Consider the following 22,611-nt stretch of genomic DNA (forward strand, 5'->3'; position numbering starts at 1 on the left):
GTCGATTTTATAGAAAGAAAATTAACTTTATAAAGTAGGTTTAGCCTATTAAATTAATGCTTTTACAACTCTTTTGCAGGATCCCAATACACAGAATCTAAATCCTGAATTTGATTATCAACCACTTCAACGCCTTCACTTTCTAAAAGCTGTTGCATTAAGTTAGTACCTTCAAAATGATGCTTTCCTGTTAACAGTCCTTTTCTATTAACTACTCTGTGTGCTGGCACATCTTTTCCAGGAGAACCATTCATCGCATAACCTACAATCCTGGCGCTTTTACCAGCGCCTAAATATTTAGCAATCGCACCGTAACTGGTAACTTTTCCGTAGGGAATTAGCTTAGCAACATCATATACTTTTTCGAAAAAACTAAGTGTTTCAGATTTCATTACAGTTCTTTTAAAATCGTAAAAAAGGTAACTAGAGCTACAAGGCCGGTGATGACACCAATGCTAAGATTCATGCTTTTTTGAGATGTGAATTTTCGATCTTTAATTTTATCGAAAAAGAAAATATAAAAATACAACATTACAAAAGTCCCTGTTGCAGCACCTGTTACATAAGTAACAATACTTAATTTTTCAAAATTCATCCAACCAAAAGACACCAAAGTAATGGTCATGTATGCTTGGAACGGAATAGGAAAAACATTGAGCGCAGATAATAACATACCATGTAATAATCTGCCATGCTTACTTTTAATTTCTTTCTTTTCTTTAAGCTCTTTTTGTTTCGATGCTAACACCAGAAAATAAATAGTGATAAGTACAAATATTACAAAAGCAACGCGTTTTAAAATCGCTACAATATCGGGGTGACTAGACAAGTATCTTGCAAAGATAGCAGCTACATAAGTTTGAACGTAGACGACTATACAAACACCTGTAGAAAACATAATGCCGCGAGCGGCACCTTCTTTTAGACTAATTCTTGCTGCTGTCATATTTAGTAATCCAGGTGGTGTCACTCCTACAAATGCCACGAAAAATCCAAGAAAAAAAATTACTGTAGTACTCAATTTTTAGTTTATTTTAAATCTAATATACGTAATTGCCTTATCTTTCTCTAAATACTGACTTTCGTAAAAGGTTTGAATTTCAGTTACATCCCCAGGGCTGCCTTCTAATTTATAAACATTATGATTAGCATATAACACTTCATAACCAGAACCATGCAGCAAACCTAAAGTGTAGCCATGCATAAATTCACTATCCGTTTTAAGATGCATTAACCCACCTGGTTTCAATACTTTTTTATAGCGCTCCAAAAACTGTAAATTAGTCATTCTATGCTTAGTACGCTGATATTTAATCTGTGGATCTGGAAATGTAATCCAGATTTCATCAACTTCATTTTCTTCAAAAATAAATGCTATTAGTTCAATTTGGCTTCTAATAAACGCTGCATTGGGAATATCATCTTCAATGGCTGTTTTAGCTCCTCTCCAGAATCGTGCTCCTTTAATATCTATACCAATAAAATTTTTGTTCGGATACCGTTTTGCCAAACCTACAGTGTATTCGCCCTTACCACAACCCAATTCTAAGACTAATGGGTTATCATTTTTAAAAACTTCTGTTTTCCATTTTCCTTTGAATTTATAACTAGCATCGACCAACTCTTCTCGTGTTGGTTGATACACATTATGAAAGGTTTCATTTTCTCTAAAGCGTTTAAGTTTGTTTTTACTTCCCACTACATATTGATTTATTAATAATTCGGTAAAATTAAGCAAACATTTTAGGTTTACCTTTGTTAAAGACAATCTAATCTAGAAATTAGAAACATTGATATAAGTTGAATACAAAAAAGAGGATATTAGTTGCACCATTAAATTGGGGATTAGGACATTCAACGCGGTGTATTCCTATTATTAATGAATTATTGAAGCATAATTTTGAACCGGTCATAGCAAGTGACGGCATCGCATTAGAATTATTAAAAAAAGAGTTTCCAAAATTAAGCGCCTTTGAGTTACCCTCGTATAATATTACCTACGCAAAAAAAGCAACTAGCTTTAAAATTAAATTACTAAAAGATTCACCACATCTTTTAAAAACAATTAAGCGAGAAAAAAAAGTTATCGAAAGCTTAGTAGAATCAGAAGGCCTTAGTGGCATTATTTCAGACAATAGATTCGGGGTAAGGCATAATGCTATTCCGTCTGTATTCATTACACATCAATTACGCGTCTTAAGTGGTAACACCACTTGGTTAAGTAGTAAATTACATCAAAACATCATTTCAAAGTATAACGAATGTTGGGTGCCTGATCACATGGGTTCAATTAATTTAAGTGGAGAACTAGGGCATGTCCCTAATTTTGTAGCCAAGATAAAATACTTAGGACCACTAACACGTTTTAAAAAACAACACGTAGAAATAGAATACAATTTGCTTGTTTTGCTATCTGGACCAGAGCCTCAACGTACTTACCTCGAAGAAAAGTTATTAAACGACCTAAAACATTACAACGGAAAAGTACTCTTCATAAAAGGAAAAGTAGAATCTAAGCAGCAGAAAACTATTATTGACAATGTGGTTATCTATAATTTTATGACAAGTAACCAGCTTGAAATTGCCATTAACAAAAGTGATCTTATTCTTAGTCGGTCTGGCTATACAACCCTAATGGATTTATCAAAACTAGAAAAGAAAGCTTTTTTTATACCTACCCCGGGACAATTTGAACAAGAATATTTAGCTAAAAAATTGGCTTCTGAAGGCATTGCACCATATTGTACACAAGATGATTTTAATATTGAAATGCTATCTAAAATTGAATATTATCGTGGTTTTAAATCAGAGGATTACCAACTAAATTATAAGCGATTATTTGGTCTTTTCCAAAGTAAATGAAAACTCACTGCCAACACCTAATTCACTTTCTATATAAATTTTTTCTTCATGTGCCTCTATAATGTGCTTTACAATAGACAATCCTAAACCAGAACCACCTTCTTTGCGAGAGCCACTTTTATCCACACGGTAAAAACGCTCAAATAATCGCTGAAGATTGGCTTTAGCAATCCCATCCCCATTATCCGTAACTCTAATAATAGCTTTATTCTTAATAAGGTTTTCTATACTGACCTCTGTAGTTCCTTTCTCTCTTCCATACTTAATAGAATTAACAATAAGATTGGTTAATACTTGTTGAATACGTTCTTTATCCGCATAAACCAAAATGGGATCTAAATAATCAATATCAAAAGTTAATGTAATCTGTTTTTTAGCCGCTTTCATTTCAAACAAATCAAATACATTTTGAACTAATTTAACGATATCAAAGTTTTCTTTCTCTAAACTAAGAACACCAACTTCTAGTTTGGTAATCATGTCTAAATCTTTGATAATATACGTTAAACGCTCTACTCCCTTACTTGCTCTGGCAAGGTATTTTTTCCTGATTTTCTCATCCTCAATTCCACCGTCTAATAATGTAAGCAAGTAACTTTGAACAGTAAACAAAGGCGTTTTTAATTCGTGTGAAACATTACCAATAAATTCTTTTCGATATTCTTCTCTAATCTTTAGCGTTTCGATTTCAAATTTTTTGTTTTTGGCGTATTTATCAATTTCTTTTGTTAAGGTTCCCATATCTGTAGTTATGGGTTGCTGCCTTAAACTTGTGGACTCTAACAATGTTAGATCATCATAGATTTTCTTAACGCGTCGGTATATAAAACGTTCAACTCTATATTGAATAATAAAAAAACAAAATGGAAAACAGACTAGGGGATAAAAAACAAAATGCCAATTGATAATGTGGTAGTGATATAAAAAAACACTTACAAGAAATGTTGTAAACAACGTAACATATAGCGCTGTTCGCAAGGCGAATTTATACGATTTTTTAAGATTTTTTTGCTGCATTAGTCTACAAACTTGTAACCAACACCTTTTACGGTTTTAAAGGACTTATCTCCTATTTTTTCTCGAAGTTTTCTAATGTGTACGTCAATAGTTCTGCCTCCAACAACAACTTCATTTCCCCAGACTTTATCTAGAATTTCATCGCGTTTAAACACCTTACCTGGTTTGGTTGCTAACAAAGATAACAATTCAAATTCTTTTCTCGGTAATGCTGTTTCTTTACCGTTAACAGTAATTTTATATTCCTCTTTATATATAATCAAATCACCGATTTGAATTACCGCTTCAACACTACCTTCAGAATGCTTAAGTCGCCTAAGCAAAGCTTTTACCTTACTAATTAAAACTTTTGGCTTTATTGGTTTGGCAATATAATCGTCCGCACCAGCCTCAAACCCTGCTACTTGAGAATAATCCTCACCTCTTGCCGTTAAAAACGTAATGATTGTTTCACTAAGAGTAGGCTCTTCTCTAATACGTTCACAAGCCTCAATGCCATCCATCTTTGGCATCATCACATCGATGATAATTAAATGTGGTTGGTGTTTTTTCGCTAATTTAACAGCTTCTTCACCATTTTCACCTTTAATAACTTGGTAACCTTCTGCGGATAAATTAAATCCTACAATCTCCAAAATATCTAGGTCATCATCTACCAATAGAATCTTAATATCTTTCTTTTTCAATTGAATATTATTTTAAATAATTGTAAATATAAATTATATCCCTATTAACTATCTAAAAATAGTGAATTGATAACAATTCCCTAACATTGCATTTGTAAATTCTTGAAACTAAGAAGCCCCTGACATATACCATGTTAACATATTGTAAAATGACAACTATTAACCAACCTGATTCTTAAAACTCACTATTTGTTATTATATTTGTTGTCTAACTTTTATACAAATCAAATTATGAAAAAAATTTACTTTTTATTATTTACTCTTCTATTTACAGCGGCGAGCTCTTTTGCGCAAGTTGTTATAAATGAAATTGATGTAGATACACCAGGTTCAGACACTGCTGAATTTGTAGAATTAAAGGCGGCGCCTAACACTTCATTAGACGGCTATATCGTTGTGTTTTTTAATGGCGGAAATGATTCTAGTTATGGTTCTTGGAGTTTAACAGGAAAGACAACTGATGCCAATGGTTTTTTTATCTTAGCAAATACAGATCTTGTTTCTGGAAGCGATATTGACTTACCTCCTGGAGGATCTGGATACATTCAAAATGGTGCAGATGCTATTGCAATTTATCAAGATGATATTGCTAACTTTCCTAATGGAACAGCACCAACAATGACTAACCTTATTGATGCTATCGTTTACGGAACAAGTGATGGTGATGACGCTGAGTTGTTAACAGGTTTAGGCGAAACAGTACAATATGACGAAGACCTTAACGGTGCTAAAGATACTGAATCTCTTCAGCTGAATGCTGCAGGAACTGCTTTCAATACTAAAGCTGTTACTTTTAGAGACTTTAACGATGCTGCGGTTTGTGCATTGAGTTTAAGTTCTACTTCTGCCGTATGTGACGCGTTCACTCCTGGTACAGATACTTACACGGCTACCGTTGATTTTTCTGGTGGTGGAACAGCATCTTACACTGTAACTGCTAATTCTGGTACAGTTGATTTTTCTAGCGGAAACCCTTCTACAGATGCAACAGGAACTATAACAGTTACTGGTGTTGCAGAAGGAACTGATGTAATCATTTCTGTTGTAGATGGTGCACTTTGTGATTTAAGTAGCACAGTGACTAGTCCTGAATGTTTACCTTCAAATACATTACCACTTTATGAAGGTTTTGATTACACCGTTGGAAATGACCTTGGAACTGAAGCAAATTGGAATAATTTTAGCGGAACAGCAAATCCTATAGACGTTGTTTCTGGTAGCTTATCTTACACTGGCTTAGTGGCCTCTACTGGTGAATCTGTTTTCTTAGAGGGAGGTGCTATTGATTCTGAGCTTACATTTACACCTGTAACCTCAGGAGATGTATTTGCTTCATTTATTATCAATGTTAGCGATTTATCTAACATCACTGACACTACAGATGGTGGTTATGTTGTTATATTAGGTGAGTTTGATGCTAGACTTTGGATTCACCCAGATACTGATCCTGTTGGAACTACTTATGATATTGCTCTAACAAATAGCAGTTCTGGAGAAAACTTTTCTACAACTAAATATAATGTTGGTGACGATGTTTTAATCGTTATGAGCTATAACATTGAAACTGGTGCTATCAACGGATGGATCAATCCTGCTGGTACTGACTTAGGTGGTTCTGCACCAGCAGCAACATTAACAGATACGGATGCTTCACCAAGTTCTATGATAGATACTTTTGCTTTAAGACAAGATTCTACAGGTGAAACACCAGCAATGATTTTCGATGAATTACGTATTGGAACATCTTGGGCAGATGTTACACCAAGCACATTATCATTAACTAACGTTAATAGAAATGCGTTTTCAATTTACCCTAACCCTGCAACTTCTGGGATCGTAAATATTTCTTCTACTAACAGTGAAGCAATTTCTGTTCAAGTATTTGATATATTAGGTAAGCAAGTTAAAAACCAAACATTAACTAACAACACGTTAAATGTTGCGAACTTAAAGTCTGGTATTTACATTGTAAAAATCACTCAAAATAACACCTCTACTACTAAGAAATTAGTGATAAAGTAAGTCTATTTTAAAATTCATATTAAAAGCGTCTCGATAATTATCGGGACGTTTTTTTTATTTTCATACTTTTACAGCATGACATTTAAAGACGACATTTTTAATATAAAATCTGATGCTGATTTTGAAGTATTCGCTTTAGATATTTTTAAATTCCAGTTTAAAAATAATAAAGTCTATCGTTCGTTTTGCGATTTGCTGTACAAACACCCTTCAGACGTAACACAAGTTTCGGAAATTCCGTTTTTACCAATTCAGTTTTTTAAATCTCATAATGTTTTAAGTACAACTTCATCTATTGACAAAACATTTACAAGCTCTGGTACTACCGGAAGCATTACTAGTAAACATTTAGTATCCGATATAAAACTATACGAAGAAAGCTACTTAAAAGCTTTTAAACACTTCTATGGCCCTATTGAAGATTATGTGGTATTAGCATTACTACCTTCTTATTTAGAGCGCGATGGTTCCTCTTTAATTTATATGGTAAATGATTTAATTGAAAAGTCAAACCAAGCAGAAAGTGGTTTTTACCTCAATAATATTGAAGAATTAGCCAATACATTAAAATCTTTAGAAGCTAAAAAACAAAAAACTTTACTCATAGGAGTTTCCTTTGCACTATTAGATTTAGTAGAAGCCCACCAACTTAACCTTGAACATACCACAATTATGGAAACTGGTGGTATGAAAGGTAGACGAAAAGAAATTATAAGACAAGAGTTGCACCAAATCCTACAATTTGGTTTTGGGGTTCCTAATATTCATAGCGAATATGGAATGACAGAATTGCTGAGTCAAGCCTACTCTAAAGGTCAGGGTGTTTTTGAGTGTCCTCCTTGGATGAAAATCTTAACACGCGATACTGAAGATGCCTTAACTATACAGTCACCTAACAAAACAGGAGGAATTAATGTTATTGATTTAGCGAATGTAAATTCGTGCTCATTTATTGCGACTCAAGATTTAGGAAAAGTCTATGATAATGGTCATTTTGAAATCATCGGAAGATTCGATAATTCAGATATTAGAGGTTGTAATTTAATGGCTCTGTAATTTCAATTTTATGATCTAGAAGTCATAGAATACCTATAGGTTTTTACTTCTCTCAAACTTATTTTAATATTTTTATTTAAAAAATGTAAGGACATACATTTAGCAACGACTACTCTAAAGCTATGAAAAAGCAAGATTTTCAATAGTTGATTGATTGATTGATTGGTTAGAGGTGCCTAAAAGTAATTTTGGGCACTTTTTTTTATATATAAAAAAGGCCTATCAAATTTTATAATTTAATAGGCCTCCCTATATTTTAAATCTATGAGTTTTAAATAACTTCTAAAATGAAGTTTGTTTTCTTACCTCTACTTAGAATAATATATTTATCATGAATTAAATCTTCTGATGATAATATATAATCTTCTTTCACTTTTTCCTTATTCACAGCTACCGCATTTTCCTTTAAAGCACGCCTTGCATCTCCATTAGAACTTAAGAAATCTGTTTTTGCTGCTAAAGCACCAATCATATCTAAACCTTCGCTAAATTCTGCTTGCGAAATTTTAGCATGTTTTACTCCCTCAAAAACATCTAAGAATAAAGACTCTGACAATTGCTTAATTTCGTTTTTAAACTCCTTACTAAATAAAATTTCTGATGCTTTTACAGCATTGTCATAATCATCCTTACTGTGCACAAATACCGTTACTTCTTCAGCTAAACGTTTCTGTAACAATCGTAAATGTGGAGTTTCTTTATGAGCTGCAATTAAAGCCTCAATTGCTTCCTTATCTAAAAATGTAAAAATTTTAATATACTTTTCTGCATCCTCGTCAGTTGAATTCAACCAAAACTGGTAAAATTTATAAACCGAAGTTTTATCTGTATCTAACCAAACATTTCCACCTTCAGACTTCCCAAATTTAGAACCATCAGCTTTAGTAATTAAAGGGCAGGTCATAGCATAGGCTTTTGCTTGGTCTTCACCATCGTGCATACGCCTAACCAATTCGGTTCCTGTTGTAATATTTCCCCATTGATCACTACCTCCCATTTGAAGTTTACAGTCCATGGTTTTATACAAATGATGAAAATCGTATCCTTGAATTAATTGGTACGTGAATTCCGTAAAACTCATACCAACATTACCTTCATCACCACTTAAACGCTTCTTCACAGAGTCTTTAGCCATCATGTAATTTACGGTAATACGTTTACCAACATCTCTAGCGAAATCGATAAAACTAAAATCCTTCATCCAGTCGTAATTATTCACTAAAACTGGTGCATTATTTTCAGTTGAATTAAAGTCTAAAAAACGAGATAATACACGTTTAATTCCTGCAACGTTGTGTGCTAAAGCCACTTCATCGAGAAGATTACGTTCGTCACTTTTTCCTGATGGATCACCAATCATTCCGGTAGCACCTCCAACTAAAGCAACAGGTTTATGACCTGCTTTTTCTAAATGTACTAATAAAATTATAGGTACTAAACTTCCAATGTGCAACGAATCTGATGTAGGATCAAAACCAATATAGGCAGTGGTCATCTCATTGTCTAGTTGTTCTTCTGTACCAGGCATGATATCGTGTACCATTCCTCTCCAACGTAATTCTTCTACAAACTTGTTTGCCATTGCTTTTTTTAGTTTCAAATTGATTTGCGCAAAGATAAGTTTCCACTTCTAAAGACAAAAGACAATTTTAATTCAATTTAGCCCTTATAAGATATAAAAGACTAAAACATATATTATAAAAATTCACCTTAAGAATAAGGCTTAAAAAACGTAACTTTACCCAATGATTTTAGTAACAGGAGGTACAGGTTTGGTTGGTTCGCATTTACTTTTTCAACTTTTAAAAAGTGAAAAATCCGTACGTGCTATTTATCGACGAGAAAAAACCTTAACACGCGTTAAAAACGTCTTCTCTTACTTTTCTAATGATGCTGAAACACTTTTTAATAATATTGAATGGGTTGAGGCAGATATTAATGACGTTCCTAAACTTCAAACCGCTTTTAAAGACATCACACATGTCTATCATTGCGCTGCTCTTGTTTCATTTGAACCAAATAAGTATAATGATCTAAGAAAAATTAATATTGAGGGAACCGCCAATATTGTTAATCTATCGATTAGCCATCAAATAAAAAAATTATGTTACGTCAGTACTATTGCAGCAATTGGACATCATCATAATTCTGAAAAATTAATAGATGAACAAACCGATTGGAGTCCTGAAGATGATAATAGCGTCTACGCTATAACTAAATACGGAGCAGAACTTGAAGTTTGGAGAGGTACACAAGAAGGTTTAGATGCGGTAATCGTAAATCCAGGAATTATTCTAGGAGCTGGCTATTGGCATGGTGGAAGTAGCGGAAATTTATTTAAGCGAATACACAACGGCATGACTTATTACACCACAGGAGTCACTGGATATGTAGATGTTTGGGATGTAATTAGGGCTATGGAACACTTAATGCTTAGCTCCATTAAAAATGAAGGTTTTGTTTTAGTTTCTGAAAACTTAAGTTTTAAAACCTTCCTTACCAAGACTGCAAAAAGCTTAGAAGTTAAGGCGCCAACAAAAGAAGCAAAATCCTGGTTACTAGGAGTTGCATGGAGATTGGATTGGCTACAACATTTACTTTTTAGAAAGCGGAGAAGTTTATCTAAACAAACCGCGAAATCGGCATTAAGCATTACAAATTATGATGCTTCAAAAATAATAAACGGCTTAAATTTTAAATTTAAATCAATAGAAAAAAGCATAGAAGAAGTCAGTAAACAATTTCTTAAGGATTATTAGGTTTTACTTTTTTTAATACTTTCTTATCAAACGTTTTGCGAATAGAATCCTTAGCTATTTTTTGCACCTTAGCAATTGAATCTCTACGTTGTTTTATAGAATCTGCCTCTATTTCTTTTATGTCTTCAAAATGTTGTTTTTCGGATTCTAACCTCGCTTTTACCTTATCAACAATTGCATTATACATTTCGGTATCAAAAGCATAATAACTGTTACTTTCTGCAAATCGCGTGCTATCTACATTGTATTTCTTTAAAATATAAATCTCAGGATCAAAATCATTTTCCTCTAAAGCTAATCTATTTACTCCTTTTGCAGCATTCAAAAGATATAAATCGTAAAGCAAATCAGTCATTTTTTCTTTAGATATGAGGTCGTCTGGCTTTTTTGGCTTGTTACTACTGTCACAAGCCAAAATAAAAATCCCTAATACCAATATAATACTGATTTGTTTTAACATCTTATCTATCAAAAGTTAATCGTTGTCCTGCTTTAACGTCTAAAACATTAAAATTGTTATATACCAACTGACCGTTTACAAATGTGTGCGTGATTCTACTTTTAAAGGTATTACCTTCAAACGGAGACCAACCACACTTATATAAAATATTACTCTTATTAACTGTCCAAGGACTTTGAGGATCTATAATTACCAAATCTGCATAATAGCCTTCTTTTATATACCCACGCTTTTCAACATTAAATAATATGGCCGGATTATGACATGCTTTCTCAACAATTTTTTCTACAGAAATTTTTCCTTGGTGATGCGCCTCCATCAAAGCCATCAATGCATGCTGTACTAATGGTCCGCCAGAAGGTGCGCTTGTGTACTTATTATTTTTTTCTTCTAAAGTATGTGGAGCATGATCAGTTGCAATCACATCAATTCTGTCATCTAATAATGCTTTCCAAAGTTGATCTTTATCTTTTGACGTTTTCACAGCAGGGTTCCATTTGATATGGCTTCCTTTTTTAGCATAATCCTCTTCAGAAAACCACAAGTGATGTATGCATACCTCTGCGGTAATCTTCTTGTCTTTTAATGGAATTTTATTTGAAAACAAACTGGTTTCTTTTCCCGTAGACAGATGAAAGACATGTAATCTTGCACCTGTTTTCTTAGCTAATTCAATTGCTTTTGAGGATGATAAGTAACACGCCTCCTCGCTTCGGATTTTAGGATGCAATTCCATAGGAATATCATCACCATATTCCTCCATATATTTCGCTAAGTTTGCCTTTATAGTCGCTTCATCCTCACAATGTACAGATATAACCATATCAGTACTCGAAAATATTTTTTCAATCACTTTAGGATCGTCCACGAGCATATTACCTGTAGAAGAACCTAAAAATAATTTTAAACCAGCCACCGTTTTTGGATCGACTTTTAAGATTTCATCCAAATTATCATTGGTACCACCAAACATAAACGAATAATTAGCATATGATGAGTTTGCAGCGATAGCAAATTTCTCTTCTAATTTTTCTACAGTTGTTGTCTGTGGATTGGTATTTGGCATCTCTATAAAAGACGTGATTCCGCCTGCAATAGCCGCTCTAGATTCTGATTCAATATTTCCCTTATGTGTTAATCCCGGTTCTCTAAAATGAACTTGATCATCAATCATACCTGGAAAAACATAATTTCCTTCTACATCAATAACTAATATATCGGCAGACTTCACACTTATTGACGTGTCAATCTCTTTTATAATATTATCTTCAATAAAAATGTCTCCTTCAACAATTTTTCCTTCGTTGACAATTCTTGCGTTTTTTATTAGGGTATTTCGCTTCATGTATCTTTACTTAGCAAATAAACTTTTTAATTTTAAACTAACTACTCCAAATATAGCTTCGGTAATAATACCTCCGCTCATTTTAGATTTTCCTTTTGTTCTATCTTTAAAAATAACTGGTATCTCTACAATTTTAAAACCTTTTTTGTGGGCTTTAAATTTCATTTCAATTTGAAATGCGTAGCCTACAAATTCTATTTTTTTAAGATTTATGGATTCTAAAACAGTTCTTTTATAACATATAAAACCTGCTGTAGAATCCTTAACTTTCATTCGTGTTATTAATCTTACATAACGAGATGCTCCATACGACAATAAAATACGAGACATTGGCCAATTGACCACTGTAATTCCTTTAACGTACCTCGATCCAACAGCCATATCCGCACCGGCAACACAAGCTTTATACAACCTATAAAGATCATCTGGATTATGTGAAAAATCAGCATCCATTTCAAAAACGTATTGATACGTTTTTTTTAAAGCCCATTCAAACCCCGCAATATAAGCAGTTCCTAAACCACTTTTTTCTTTGCGTTGCAACAAAAATAATTGATCCTCAAATTCTAGCTGTAAACGTGTAACGGCATCTGCAGTCTTGTCTGGTGAGTTATCATCTACAATAAGCACATGGAATTCCTTTGGCTGTGACAACACAGCTCTAATGATTGATTCTATATTTTCAATCTCATTATAGGTCGGGATTATGACTATTGCGTCAGACATTAACTCACTTTTAAACACTCCTTGGAACGACTTCTTAGAATTTCAACAAAAATAAAGTTTTTAATCGATTATATACTGTAATTAACTTTTTTGATAGTTATGAATCGTACTTCTGTTTGTAAGCTCATTTTTTTATAATTTAGCGCCATGCGAAATTATATAACACATGAGTGGTTTACCATTTTTACAATCACAGGATTGTTTACCATAGTGGTTGCCAAATACTTAAACACACTTCGCTTTAATGACTTCTTGACCGTTATTGGAAATTCTAAATATCTCAAGATTTACGCAAAGGATCAAAAATTCATTGATCAATTTGATAGTTTTCTGTTTATCAATCTTTCATTATCGCTTAGCATATTTATTTTTTTTGCTTACAATACCTTTATCACACCTGTTGATTTTGAACTTATGTCGTTCTTAAAACTAACATTGGCGGTCTCTGCAATTATTATCATTAAAACACTTTTAGAACGCCTCATTGGAAGCCTTTTTGAAATTGACAGTTTAATTGATGACTACTTATTTCAAAAGACAACATTTAAGAATTTTTCTGGTCTCGTATTTTTAGTTGCAAATTTATTTTTACTTTATACGGACCTACGCATCACTATAATTATAATCTCGGCGCTCTCTATTGTTTGCCTTATAAATGTCATTGGGTTTTTATCTTCATTCAAAACCCATCAAAAATTAATAAATCCAAATTTTTTCTATTTTTTATTGTATCTTTGCGCTCTCGAAATCGGGCCTTATATACTTTTATTTAAGGTAATTAGGGAGTATAACGTTTAAAAACACCATGTTTACGTATGAAAGTGAAAACAATTTTAGTATCACAACCAGAGCCTAAAATAGAAAATTCCCCATACTTTGATTTGCAAGAAAAGCAAAAAGTAAAAGTGGACTTTAGACCCTTTATCCATGTTGAAGGTGTTTCCTCTAAGGATGTGAGACAGCAAAAAGTCGATCTTACAAAGTACACAGCTATTATACTTACAAGTAGAAATTCAGTAGATCACTTCTTTAGAGTGGCAGATGAAATGCGCTTTAAAGTGCCAGATTCTATGAAGTATTTCTGCCAGTCTGAAGCTGTTGCCTATTACCTACAAAAATATGTGGTTTACAGAAAGCGTAAAATTTACGTTGGTAAACGTACATTCGAAGATTTAATGCCGTTAATTAAAAAATATAAAGACGAATCGTTTTTATTACCAACAACAGATAAAGTTAAGCCTATTATACCTGAATTATTAGATGATTTAGGTGTTAATTGGAAACAAGCTACATTTTACAAAACAGTAATTAGTGATTTGTCTGATTTGGCCGATGTATATTATGATATTTTAGTATTCTTTAGCCCATCTGGTATTGAGTCATTATTTCATAATTTTCCTAACTTTGAACAAAAGAATACACGCATTGCTGTATTTGGAAACACAACTGTTAAAGCTGTTGAAGAAAAAGGAATGCGTGTAGATATTGCTGCACCGACTCCAGAAACTCCTTCAATGACTATGGCTTTACAGAAGTATATTGACTCTGTAAATAAAGGTAAATAGCTTTAAAACTATTAGATATAAAAAAAGCGATTCTAAATTTAGAATCGCTTTTTTAGTTTATATACATTATGATTTAAAATGCATAACGTTGTGGCCCTCCTCGTCTCACTTCTTCTGAAGCATATGACTCAAACTTCTTAAAGTTTTCTCTAAACGCATTAGATAATTTAAATGCCATTGTATAATAAGCTTTATCATCATTCCAAGTTGTTCTAGGACTCAACACTTCGGTTGGTACTCCTGGACAGGTTCTTGGCTGTGCCACTCCAAATACAGAATGAATGTGGTAATCTTCATAGGTATAATCACCTAAATCCCCATTTAACGCTGCGTTAATCATAGCTCGTGTGTACTTTAATTTCATGCGTGTACCAACTCCGTAAGGACCACCCGTCCAGCCCGTATTAATAAGCCATACGTTAACACCTGCTTCCAACATTTTTTTGCTTAACATATCAGCATATTCGGTTGGATGCAAGGGCATAAATGGAGCACCAAAACAAGCAGAAAAACTTGGTACTGGCTCTACGACCCCCGCTTCTGTGCCAGCAACCTTAGCTGTATAGCCAGAAATAAAGTGGTATGCGGCTTGGCTTGGCGTCAGTTTAGAGATTGGAGGCAATACACCAAAAGCATCTGCCGTTAAGAAAAATATATTCTTAGGGTTTTCACCTGCAGACGGTTTTCTAATATTATCAATATGATAAATTGGATAGCTTACTCTAGTATTTTGAGTAATAGATGTATCAGCATAATCGACGTTGCCCTTATCATCCATAATTACGTTTTCTAAAATTGCTCCTTTTTTAATTGCAGCAAAAATCTCAGGCTCTTGTTCTTCCGATAGGTTGATTACTTTAGCATAACAACCACCTTCAAAATTAAATACTGTATTTTCTTTTGTCCAACCATGTTCATCATCACCAATTAAACTACGATTAGGATCCGTAGAAAGTGTTGTCTTTCCTGTCCCAGATAATCCGAAGAAAATAGACGTATCGCCATCTTTACCAACATTAGCACTACAGTGCATTGGTAATGTATCTTTAAACACCGGAAGAATAAAGTTTAATGCCGAAAAGATCCCTTTTTTAATTTCACCTGTATAACCAGTGCCTCCGATTAAAGCAATCTTACGTGTAAAATCTAAAATCGCAAAGTTATGTTGGCGTGTACCATCAACCTCAGGATCAGCCATAAAACCTGGCGCATTTACCACTGTCCATTCTGGTGAAAAATTTTCTAATTCAGTTTCCGTTGGACGCAAAAACATGTTATAAGCAAACATATTACTCCAGGGATACTCATTAATAACTCTAATATTTAATTTATAATTCTCATCTGCACAAGCGTAACTATCACGCACATAAATTTCTTTTTCTGATAGATAATCAACGACTTTATCATAAAGCTTCTGAAATTTATCAGTATCAAAAGCAATATTGATGTTTCCCCACCAAACTTTATCTTTAGTGATAGCATCTTTCACAATAAATCTATCCATTGGAGAACGGCCAGTAAACTCACCTGTATTAACTGCTAAAGCACCTGAAGAGGATTCTACACCTAGGCCTTTAGAAATTGTTTCAGCATGCAATTCATCTGAAGATAATTGATAATTTACTTTTGCATTTTTAATTCCGTATTGATCTAACGAAATCGTTTTCGTTGATTGGGAATGATTTGCCATAATATTTGTGTTATTTAGTCCTGCAAAATTATAATTTTATTTTGAAACAACGCCTTCGATTTATATTAATCCACCTTATTTCTTATAATACCTATTAACATTATTCCCCAAGACATTATAAGCAATAATCCACCAACCGGAGTCATTAAAGCAATAGATTTAAAATCGAAGCCAGAGAGTGAATTCGTTGCCAACCCATATATAGAGCCAGAAAAGAAGATAACCCCTAATAAAACTAAATAAAAAATAATCTTTTTTAGTTGCAAACTTACAAACGATGTCCCTCCCAAAATCAGGAAGAAAAAGGCATGATATATTTGATAACGCACGCCCGTTTCAAAAGTTTTAATAGCGTTAGAATCCACCAATTTTTCTAAACCATGTGCGGCAAAAGCCCCCAAAATAATACCTAATATTCCTAAAATAGACCCAGTAACTAATAATCTCTTGTTCATAATTAAAAATGTGAAATAGGTTTCTTATGCCTCTTGTATTTATTACATTCGTACGAAGAATTTACATAAGCATTTTCAATTCGCTAAAAAACTGATTGTTTCGACCATGCTTTTGTCGTTTTTTATTTCCGTAGCTAGATTATACAAGGTAAAAATGACTTCAACACGGCACAAAATCTTCAATTTTCGCTAAACTCAAAACGCCAACATAAATTCAATACAAAATTAGTTATATAAACCCATTATGCGAAACATATTAATCATTGGAGCAGGAAAATCTTGTTCTTACCTTATAAAATATTTACTCGATAATTCTCAATCTCAAAAGCTTCATATCACCGTTGGAGATCTCAATGTAGACAACGCTAAAAAGCTCGTTGGGGATCATCCCAATACAGACGTAATACATTTAGATGTGTTTAATGCAGAATCTAGAGTTACTGCGGTTAAAAAAGCAGATATTGTAATTTCAATGCTTCCTGCGCGTTTTCATATAGAAGTTGCTAAAGACTGTATTACTTATAAAAAGAACATGGTTACGGCTTCTTATGTAAGTCCTGAAATGCAAGCCCTAGATGAAGAAGCCAAAGCCAATAATCTTATTTTTATGAATGAGATTGGTGTGGATCCGGGCGTTGATCATATGAGTGCGATGCATGTTATAGATCGTATTAGAGACAAAGGCGGAAAATTAATTTTATTTGAATCGTTTACGGGGGGGTTAGTAGCACCTGAAAGTGACAACAATCTTTGGAATTATAAATTTACATGGAACCCAAGAAACGTCGTGGTTGCAGGACAAGGCGGTGCTGCAAAATTTCTGCAAGAAAACCAATTTAAATACATTCCCTACAATCGTTTATTTAGACGTACCGAATTTTTAGATGTTGAAGGTTACGGCCGTTTTGAAGGGTATGCTAACCGCGATTCTTTAAAATATCAGCAAGTATATGGATTAGAACATATTAAAACATTGTATAGAGGTACAATGCGACGTGTTGGTTTTAGTAGAGCATGGAACGTATTTGTACAATTAGGTATGACTGACGACAGTTATACTATTGATGATAGTGCCAATATGAGTTACCGTGATTTTGTAAATTCATTTTTACCATACAGTCCAACGGATTCCGTGGAGCTTAAATTTAGACATGCTTTAAAAATTGATCAAGATGATATTATTTGGGAAAAGTTCTTAGAACTCGATATTTTCAATCCTGAAAAAATGGTAGAATTAGATAAAGGCACACCTGCTCAAATTCTTCAGAAAATTTTGATGGATAGCTGGACATTAAGCGAGAACGATAAAGACATGATCGTGATGTATCATAAATTTGGTTACGAACTAAATGGTAAAAAACATCAAATTGACTCTACAATGGTAACCCTTGGAAAAGACCAAACCTATACTGCAATGGCCAAAACAGTAGGTTTACCTGTAGCGATTGCCACATTAGCAATACTGAATGGTAAAATAAAAACACCAGGCGTTCAAATTCCAATAACAAAAGAAGTCTATACTCCAATTTTAAAGGAATTAGAATCCTATGACGTTGCCTTTAAAGAGTACGAAGTACCTTATTTAGGTTATAACCCTCTCAACCTGTAATTTAGTAATCCTATTTATTATTTCACTTCGCTAATTACCGTTATTTAAAAAATTGTATATTGGCATTGTAATTAACCTAAAATCAAACAACTACCCAAATTAAAAAAAACATGAAAAACCTACACCTACTTAAAATTTTTGTTTTAGTCCTTTGTATTACATCTTGTAGTGATGATGACAACGACAACTCGCCACCGCTAAATGACAATCCAGGAATGGTTGCCACCATAAACGGAGGCACTTTTGACGATTATAACTTTACTGATGGCACCTATTTAGTTTCTACAGGTACAAATGGTAGTACCATCAGTATTGATATTGCAGATACTAGTGGTAACCAAGTTACTTTATTTCTAAATGGCACTGGTGGCTTTAGTTCTGGTACAGTAAAAGAAATGGGAGATATGGATTCGGATAACTTTATAACGTATGGTCTTATAAGACAATCTAATCCTCAACTCAGTTATTATTCTACCACAGGAAATGTTACAATTACCGAAAACAGAACACATCCTACAGAAACAGGAATTAAAATTATATCTGGAACTTTCAATATTTCTGCCAATACTTTAGACAACGCTAATACAACTGTTTTAGTCGGTTCTTTTACGGAATTAGAATACGAAGATTAACCATCTGTTGTGATAATTATATTGAATTTGACTCGTTATTTTTAACTTTCGATCTCTAAAAAAAACACCTAATGAAAATTAACGATAACGGTATTTACATCGATGGAATAGATAAAAAAATACTGCGTGCCTTAATGGAAGATGCCAGAACACCTATTCTTGAGATTGCCCGTAACGTCGGAATTTCTGGAGCTGCCATTCATCAGCGTTTAAAAAAACTTGAAAAATCGGGACTTATCGCCGGATCAAAATTTATAATTAACCCGAAAGTTTTAGGATATACCACTATGGCTTTTGTTGGAGTTTATCTTGATAAAGCCATTAGTAATCCTGAAGCTGTAAAGCAATTACAAAAAATACCTGAGGTGATTGAGTGCCATTACACTACAGGTAATTGGTCTATTTTCATTAAAATTCTCTCTAAAGACAATGAACACTTAATGCATGTGCTCAACTCAGAAATACAAAGTATCAAAGGAGTGTCTCGAACAGAAACGTTTATTTCTTTACAAGAACAAATTAATCGACAGATTAAAATTTAGGCAATAAAAAAAGCACTCATTAAAAATGAGTGCTTTTTTTAATTAGGCCACTAACTTATGTCGCAGGATTAGGAATCTCAGCATGTACAGCATTTATGGCTTCCATAATATCCTCTGATAATGAGATGTTAATACTATCTATATTTTCTTCTAATTGCTGAAGATTAGTAGCACCAATGATATTACTAGTTATAAATGGGCGTTCATTAACAAAAGCCAAAGACATTTGAGCCAAGGACATATTGTTATCTTCTGCAATTTTCAAATAACGTTTCGCTGCTTCCGTTGCATTTGCGCTATTATAGCGTGAAAAATGAGAATACACATTTAAACGTGCATTCTTTGAAGCTGTTCCGTTTATATATTTCCCTGATAACACACCAAATGCCATCGGCGAATACGCTAACAAACCTATGTTTTCTCTATGCGCCACTTCTGCCAAATCTCCTTCAAAAGGTCTACATAAAAGAGAATAGGCATTTTGAATCGTAATCATTTTCGGTAAATTATGCTGTCTAGACTCTTCTAAATAACGCATGGTTCCCCAAGCTTTTTCATTAGAAATACCTACTTGTCTTATTCTTCCAGATTTAATAATATCATCAAGATTATGAAGAATTTCATTAAAATTATCTTCCCATTTATCTTTTGAATTATAATTATAATCGCGTTTACCGAATGTATTTGTATCTCTTTCTGGCCAATGTAGCTGATACAAATCTATATAATCGGTTTTTAAACGCTTTAAACTGTCATTTACAGCATTGTTAAGCGCCTCTTTACTAAAACCATTCGTCCTGATATGTGCAGTATAATCACCTGTTCCTGCTATTTTTGAGCCTAGAACAACCTTATCTCTATTTCCTGTTTTAGCAAACCAATTACCGATAATACGTTCGGTTTCCGCATACGTTTCTTTTCGTGCTGGCACAGGATACAATTCTGCCGTATCAAAAAAATTAACTCCTTTATCTAATGCAAAATCCATTTGAGAAAAACCTTCATCTTGAGTATTTTGATTTCCCCAAGTCATGGTACCCAGGCATATTTTGCTAACTTTTATATCTGTATTTGGTAGGGTTGTGTATTTCATCTTTGGTTTCTTTGAAAGCAGGAATATCTTTTTAGTTAAACTCCTATATTACTGTAAAAATAAGAAGACCTCACATGTTTTAAAAATATGTGAGGTCTAAAAAATTGTTAATTCGTCATTACACTGATGAAAGGCGTAGCACTCTCATTAAACGAAAAACTACCCTTCGGCAGATTGCCACATCAAGGAAAAAAACTTGATTTGCACTGATGTTTTGATTTATATTTCGTTTAATAATTTAGAAATCTCATCTAACTTAGGTGTTAGTATCACTTCAATTCTTCTATTCTTAGCTTTACCTTCTGCAGTATCGTTTGTTGCAATTGGTGCAAATTCACCACGACCGGCAGCTGTTAAGTTTTCTGGATTAATAGCGTCGTTTTCTCTAAGGATATTTACAATAGCTGTAGCACGTTTTGCTGATAAATCCCAGTTACCACTTAACTGCGCATTTCCTTTGTAAGGTACATCATCAGTATGCCCTTCAATTAAAACAGAGATTTCTGGGTTTTCAGCCAATACACTTCCTAATTGTCTTACAGCTTGTGCTCCTTGTGCTCCAACATACCAACTTCCAGATTCAAACAACAATTTATTTTCCATAGAGATATAGACTTTACCATTGCGTTGTTCAACGGTTAATCCTTTACCTTCAAAATTAGTTAAGGCTTTAGAAATCGCATCTTTTAATTTATGCATGGCTGCATCTTTAGAAGCAATTACATTTTCTAATTCAGCAACACGTTGCGAACGACTTTCTAATTCTTGTTTTAAGGTATTTAAGCGTTCGTTTTCTGCTGCTAGAGCCTGCTCCTTAGCTTCTAACTGTGCTAAAAGTTCTCTGTTTTTTTGTGCGTTTTTTGCAATTGATGCAGAGCTATTTTCTTCTAAAGCTTTGTAGGACGCTTTTAAAGTTTCAAGATTTGTTTTAGCTGCAGCGTAATCTGCTTGGAGCTTATCGCGATCAGCAACAGCAACATCGTAAGCTGATTGAAGTTTATCTAAGTCGTTACTCAATTGGTTTTTATCTTTAGATAAGGTTTCTAACTCATCAGACATACTGCGATTTTCCTTTTTAAGAGTCGTGTACTTATCTTCAAGATCTGTGTAGATTTTCTTTGATACACACGATGAGAACAGTGTAAATGTTAATGCTAAAATTGAAAGTTTTTTAATCATGATTTAGAGACTATTATATATTTATTAATCGTTTTTTTTGTGCTTAGATTTCAGTTTAAAACTTACAAATCTAATTCGAGCATAATAGGGCAATGATCACTATGAACTGCTTCTGTTAGTATAACGCTACGTTTTATTTTTTCTTGTAATGGTGCACTTACCATGGCATAATCTAATCTCCAACCTTTATTGTTTGCTCTAGAATTTGCTCTGTAACTCCACCAAGAATACTCCTGACGCTCAGGATGTAAATACCTAAAGCTATCAATAAAACCACTATCTATAAATTCTCCTAACCACTCGCGCTCTTCAGGTAAAAATCCTGAAACACCTTTCATTTTTGGGTTATGAATATCGATTTCTTCATGACAAATATTATAATCTCCACAAACTACTAAGTTTGGTTTTTCAGTTTGAAGTTCATTTAGATACCCTTGAATAAGATTCATATATTCAAACTTATGAGATAATCTTGCATCGTTAGTTCCAGATGGTAAATACATACTCATTACTGACACGCCATCATAATCCACTCTAATATTTCTACCTTCAAAATCCATGGATTCTATGCCTGTTCCGAATTCTATATGATTCGGTTCTTCTTTACATAAAATAGCGACTCCACTATAACCCTTTTTCTGTGCACTAAACCAATAATTAAAGTTGTAACCAGCTTCTGTAAACAAATCTAAATCGACTTGTTCCTCCATGGCTTTAATTTCCTGTAAACAAATTACATCTGGTGCTGCTGCTTTTAACCAATCTACAAAGCCTTTTTTAACGGCCGCTCTAATACCATTTACGTTATAAGAAACTATTTTCATATCGTCATTTTCTGTTTAACGGCTAAATTAAATAATACTGTACTTTTACCCTATAATTTTATACTGCATTTAACGATAAAATATTTCTT

The 22,611-nt window shown here is 33.4% G+C and carries 23 protein-coding genes; 9 read left to right on the top strand and 14 right to left on the bottom strand.

From position 1 onward, the window contains the following. Positions 1-62: 62 nt before the first annotated feature. Genes HM986_RS03405 through trmB form a run of 3 tightly spaced genes read right to left on the bottom strand, consistent with a single transcriptional unit; the run spans position 63 to position 1,699 of the window. Complete coding sequence (locus tag HM986_RS03405; protein ID WP_179333665.1) at positions 63-392, bottom strand: MGMT family protein; 330 nt, start codon at positions 390-392, stop codon at positions 63-65. Continuing rightward, a complete protein-coding gene (locus HM986_RS03410; RefSeq protein ID WP_179333666.1) occupies positions 392-1,021 on the bottom strand; it encodes a LysE family transporter in 630 nt (209 codons plus the stop codon). Before HM986_RS03410 ends, HM986_RS03405 begins: the two co-directional genes overlap by 1 nt. 3 nt (positions 1,022-1,024) lie before the next feature. Continuing rightward, positions 1,025-1,699, bottom strand: coding sequence for a tRNA (guanosine(46)-N7)-methyltransferase TrmB (trmB, locus tag HM986_RS03415; RefSeq protein WP_179334382.1), 675 nt, complete (start codon positions 1,697-1,699; stop codon positions 1,025-1,027). A 101-nt stretch (positions 1,700-1,800) separates the two neighbouring features. On the opposite strand from trmB, the gene HM986_RS03420 reads away from it, so the two are divergent. Further along, positions 1,801-2,862, top strand: coding sequence for a glycosyltransferase (locus HM986_RS03420; RefSeq protein ID WP_179333667.1), 1,062 nt, complete (start codon positions 1,801-1,803; stop codon positions 2,860-2,862). Here HM986_RS03420 and HM986_RS03425 read toward each other — a convergent pair. Beyond that, entirely contained in the window at positions 2,836-3,879 is a 1,044-nt protein-coding gene (locus tag HM986_RS03425) for a sensor histidine kinase (protein WP_179333668.1), read from the bottom strand. The genes HM986_RS03420 and HM986_RS03425 overlap by 27 nt on opposite strands. Further along, a complete protein-coding gene (locus HM986_RS03430; protein ID WP_179333669.1) occupies positions 3,879-4,565 on the bottom strand; it encodes a response regulator transcription factor in 687 nt (228 codons plus the stop codon). Before HM986_RS03430 ends, HM986_RS03425 begins: the two co-directional genes overlap by 1 nt. A 231-nt stretch (positions 4,566-4,796) precedes the next feature. Between HM986_RS03430 and HM986_RS03435 the strand changes: the two genes are divergently transcribed. Beyond that, positions 4,797-6,587, top strand: a complete 1,791-nt coding sequence (locus HM986_RS03435) for a T9SS type A sorting domain-containing protein (protein ID WP_179333670.1) — start codon at positions 4,797-4,799, stop codon at positions 6,585-6,587. 75 nt (positions 6,588-6,662) lie between these two features. After that, the gene (locus HM986_RS03440; RefSeq protein WP_179333671.1) at positions 6,663-7,643 is read left to right on the top strand and encodes a LuxE/PaaK family acyltransferase; all 981 of its coding nucleotides are present in this window, start codon (positions 6,663-6,665) and stop codon (positions 7,641-7,643) included. 271 nt (positions 7,644-7,914) lie between these two features. Here the strand turns inward: HM986_RS03440 and tyrS are convergent, their stop codons facing one another. Further along, a complete protein-coding gene (gene tyrS / locus HM986_RS03445) occupies positions 7,915-9,225 on the bottom strand; it encodes a tyrosine--tRNA ligase (protein WP_179333672.1) in 1,311 nt (436 codons plus the stop codon). Positions 9,226-9,388: 163 nt separating this feature from the next. On the opposite strand from tyrS, the gene HM986_RS03450 reads away from it, so the two are divergent. Further along, positions 9,389-10,402, top strand: coding sequence for an NAD-dependent epimerase/dehydratase family protein (locus tag HM986_RS03450; RefSeq protein WP_179333673.1), 1,014 nt, complete (start codon positions 9,389-9,391; stop codon positions 10,400-10,402). On the opposite strand, the gene HM986_RS03455 is transcribed toward HM986_RS03450, so the two are convergent. Genes HM986_RS03455 through HM986_RS03465 form a run of 3 tightly spaced genes read right to left on the bottom strand, consistent with a single transcriptional unit; the run spans position 10,389 to position 12,933 of the window. Continuing rightward, the gene (locus HM986_RS03455; RefSeq protein WP_179333674.1) at positions 10,389-10,862 is read right to left on the bottom strand and encodes a DUF4296 domain-containing protein; all 474 of its coding nucleotides are present in this window, start codon (positions 10,860-10,862) and stop codon (positions 10,389-10,391) included. The genes HM986_RS03450 and HM986_RS03455 overlap by 14 nt on opposite strands. Before the next feature lies 1 nt (position 10,863). Continuing rightward, positions 10,864-12,207 carry a dihydroorotase gene (locus HM986_RS03460; RefSeq protein ID WP_179333675.1) on the bottom strand — a complete coding sequence of 448 codons (1,344 nt, stop codon included), beginning with the start codon at positions 12,205-12,207 and terminating at the stop codon, positions 10,864-10,866. A 6-nt stretch (positions 12,208-12,213) separates the two neighbouring features. Beyond that, positions 12,214-12,933 carry a polyprenol monophosphomannose synthase gene (locus HM986_RS03465; protein WP_179333676.1) on the bottom strand — a complete coding sequence of 240 codons (720 nt, stop codon included), beginning with the start codon at positions 12,931-12,933 and terminating at the stop codon, positions 12,214-12,216. Positions 12,934-13,080: 147 nt separating this feature from the next. Here HM986_RS03465 and HM986_RS03470 point away from each other — a divergent pair, with 147 nt between their 5' ends. After that, the gene (locus HM986_RS03470) at positions 13,081-13,731 is read left to right on the top strand and encodes a DUF4271 domain-containing protein (RefSeq protein WP_179333677.1); all 651 of its coding nucleotides are present in this window, start codon (positions 13,081-13,083) and stop codon (positions 13,729-13,731) included. Between the two features lie 17 nt (positions 13,732-13,748). Then, positions 13,749-14,498: a uroporphyrinogen-III synthase gene (locus HM986_RS03475; RefSeq protein ID WP_179333678.1), complete on the top strand. Its 750-nt coding sequence runs from the start codon at positions 13,749-13,751 to the stop codon at positions 14,496-14,498. 73 nt (positions 14,499-14,571) lie between these two features. Here the strand turns inward: HM986_RS03475 and pckA are convergent, their stop codons facing one another. After that, entirely contained in the window at positions 14,572-16,188 is a 1,617-nt protein-coding gene (pckA, locus tag HM986_RS03480) for a phosphoenolpyruvate carboxykinase (ATP) (RefSeq protein WP_179333679.1), read from the bottom strand. 65 nt (positions 16,189-16,253) lie between these two features. Next, the gene (locus HM986_RS03485) at positions 16,254-16,643 is read right to left on the bottom strand and encodes a DUF423 domain-containing protein (RefSeq protein WP_179333680.1); all 390 of its coding nucleotides are present in this window, start codon (positions 16,641-16,643) and stop codon (positions 16,254-16,256) included. A gap of 244 nt (positions 16,644-16,887) precedes the next feature. Here HM986_RS03485 and HM986_RS03490 point away from each other — a divergent pair, with 244 nt between their 5' ends. The 3 genes from HM986_RS03490 to HM986_RS03500 all read left to right on the top strand — a co-directional run bounded on the left by HM986_RS03490 (position 16,888) and on the right by HM986_RS03500 (position 19,426). Beyond that, positions 16,888-18,252, top strand: a complete 1,365-nt coding sequence (locus HM986_RS03490) for a saccharopine dehydrogenase family protein (RefSeq protein ID WP_179333681.1) — start codon at positions 16,888-16,890, stop codon at positions 18,250-18,252. A gap of 110 nt (positions 18,253-18,362) precedes the next feature. Continuing rightward, positions 18,363-18,884: a hypothetical protein gene (locus HM986_RS03495; RefSeq protein ID WP_179333682.1), complete on the top strand. Its 522-nt coding sequence runs from the start codon at positions 18,363-18,365 to the stop codon at positions 18,882-18,884. A gap of 71 nt (positions 18,885-18,955) precedes the next feature. Further along, entirely contained in the window at positions 18,956-19,426 is a 471-nt protein-coding gene (locus HM986_RS03500) for an Lrp/AsnC ligand binding domain-containing protein (RefSeq protein WP_020898179.1), read from the top strand. Between the two features lie 55 nt (positions 19,427-19,481). Here the strand turns inward: HM986_RS03500 and HM986_RS03505 are convergent, their stop codons facing one another. The 3 genes from HM986_RS03505 to HM986_RS03515 all read right to left on the bottom strand — a co-directional run bounded on the left by HM986_RS03505 (position 19,482) and on the right by HM986_RS03515 (position 22,522). Continuing rightward, positions 19,482-20,519 carry an aldo/keto reductase gene (locus HM986_RS03505; protein WP_179333683.1) on the bottom strand — a complete coding sequence of 346 codons (1,038 nt, stop codon included), beginning with the start codon at positions 20,517-20,519 and terminating at the stop codon, positions 19,482-19,484. 219 nt (positions 20,520-20,738) lie between these two features. After that, positions 20,739-21,698, bottom strand: a complete 960-nt coding sequence (locus HM986_RS03510; protein ID WP_179333684.1) for an OmpA family protein — start codon at positions 21,696-21,698, stop codon at positions 20,739-20,741. A gap of 62 nt (positions 21,699-21,760) precedes the next feature. After that, positions 21,761-22,522 carry an exodeoxyribonuclease III gene (locus HM986_RS03515; RefSeq protein WP_179333685.1) on the bottom strand — a complete coding sequence of 254 codons (762 nt, stop codon included), beginning with the start codon at positions 22,520-22,522 and terminating at the stop codon, positions 21,761-21,763. Between the last annotated feature and the right edge of the window lie 89 nt (positions 22,523-22,611).

The organism is Winogradskyella costae, assembly GCF_013403865.1.
In the GTDB taxonomy this organism is placed as follows: domain Bacteria; phylum Bacteroidota; class Bacteroidia; order Flavobacteriales; family Flavobacteriaceae; genus Winogradskyella; species Winogradskyella costae.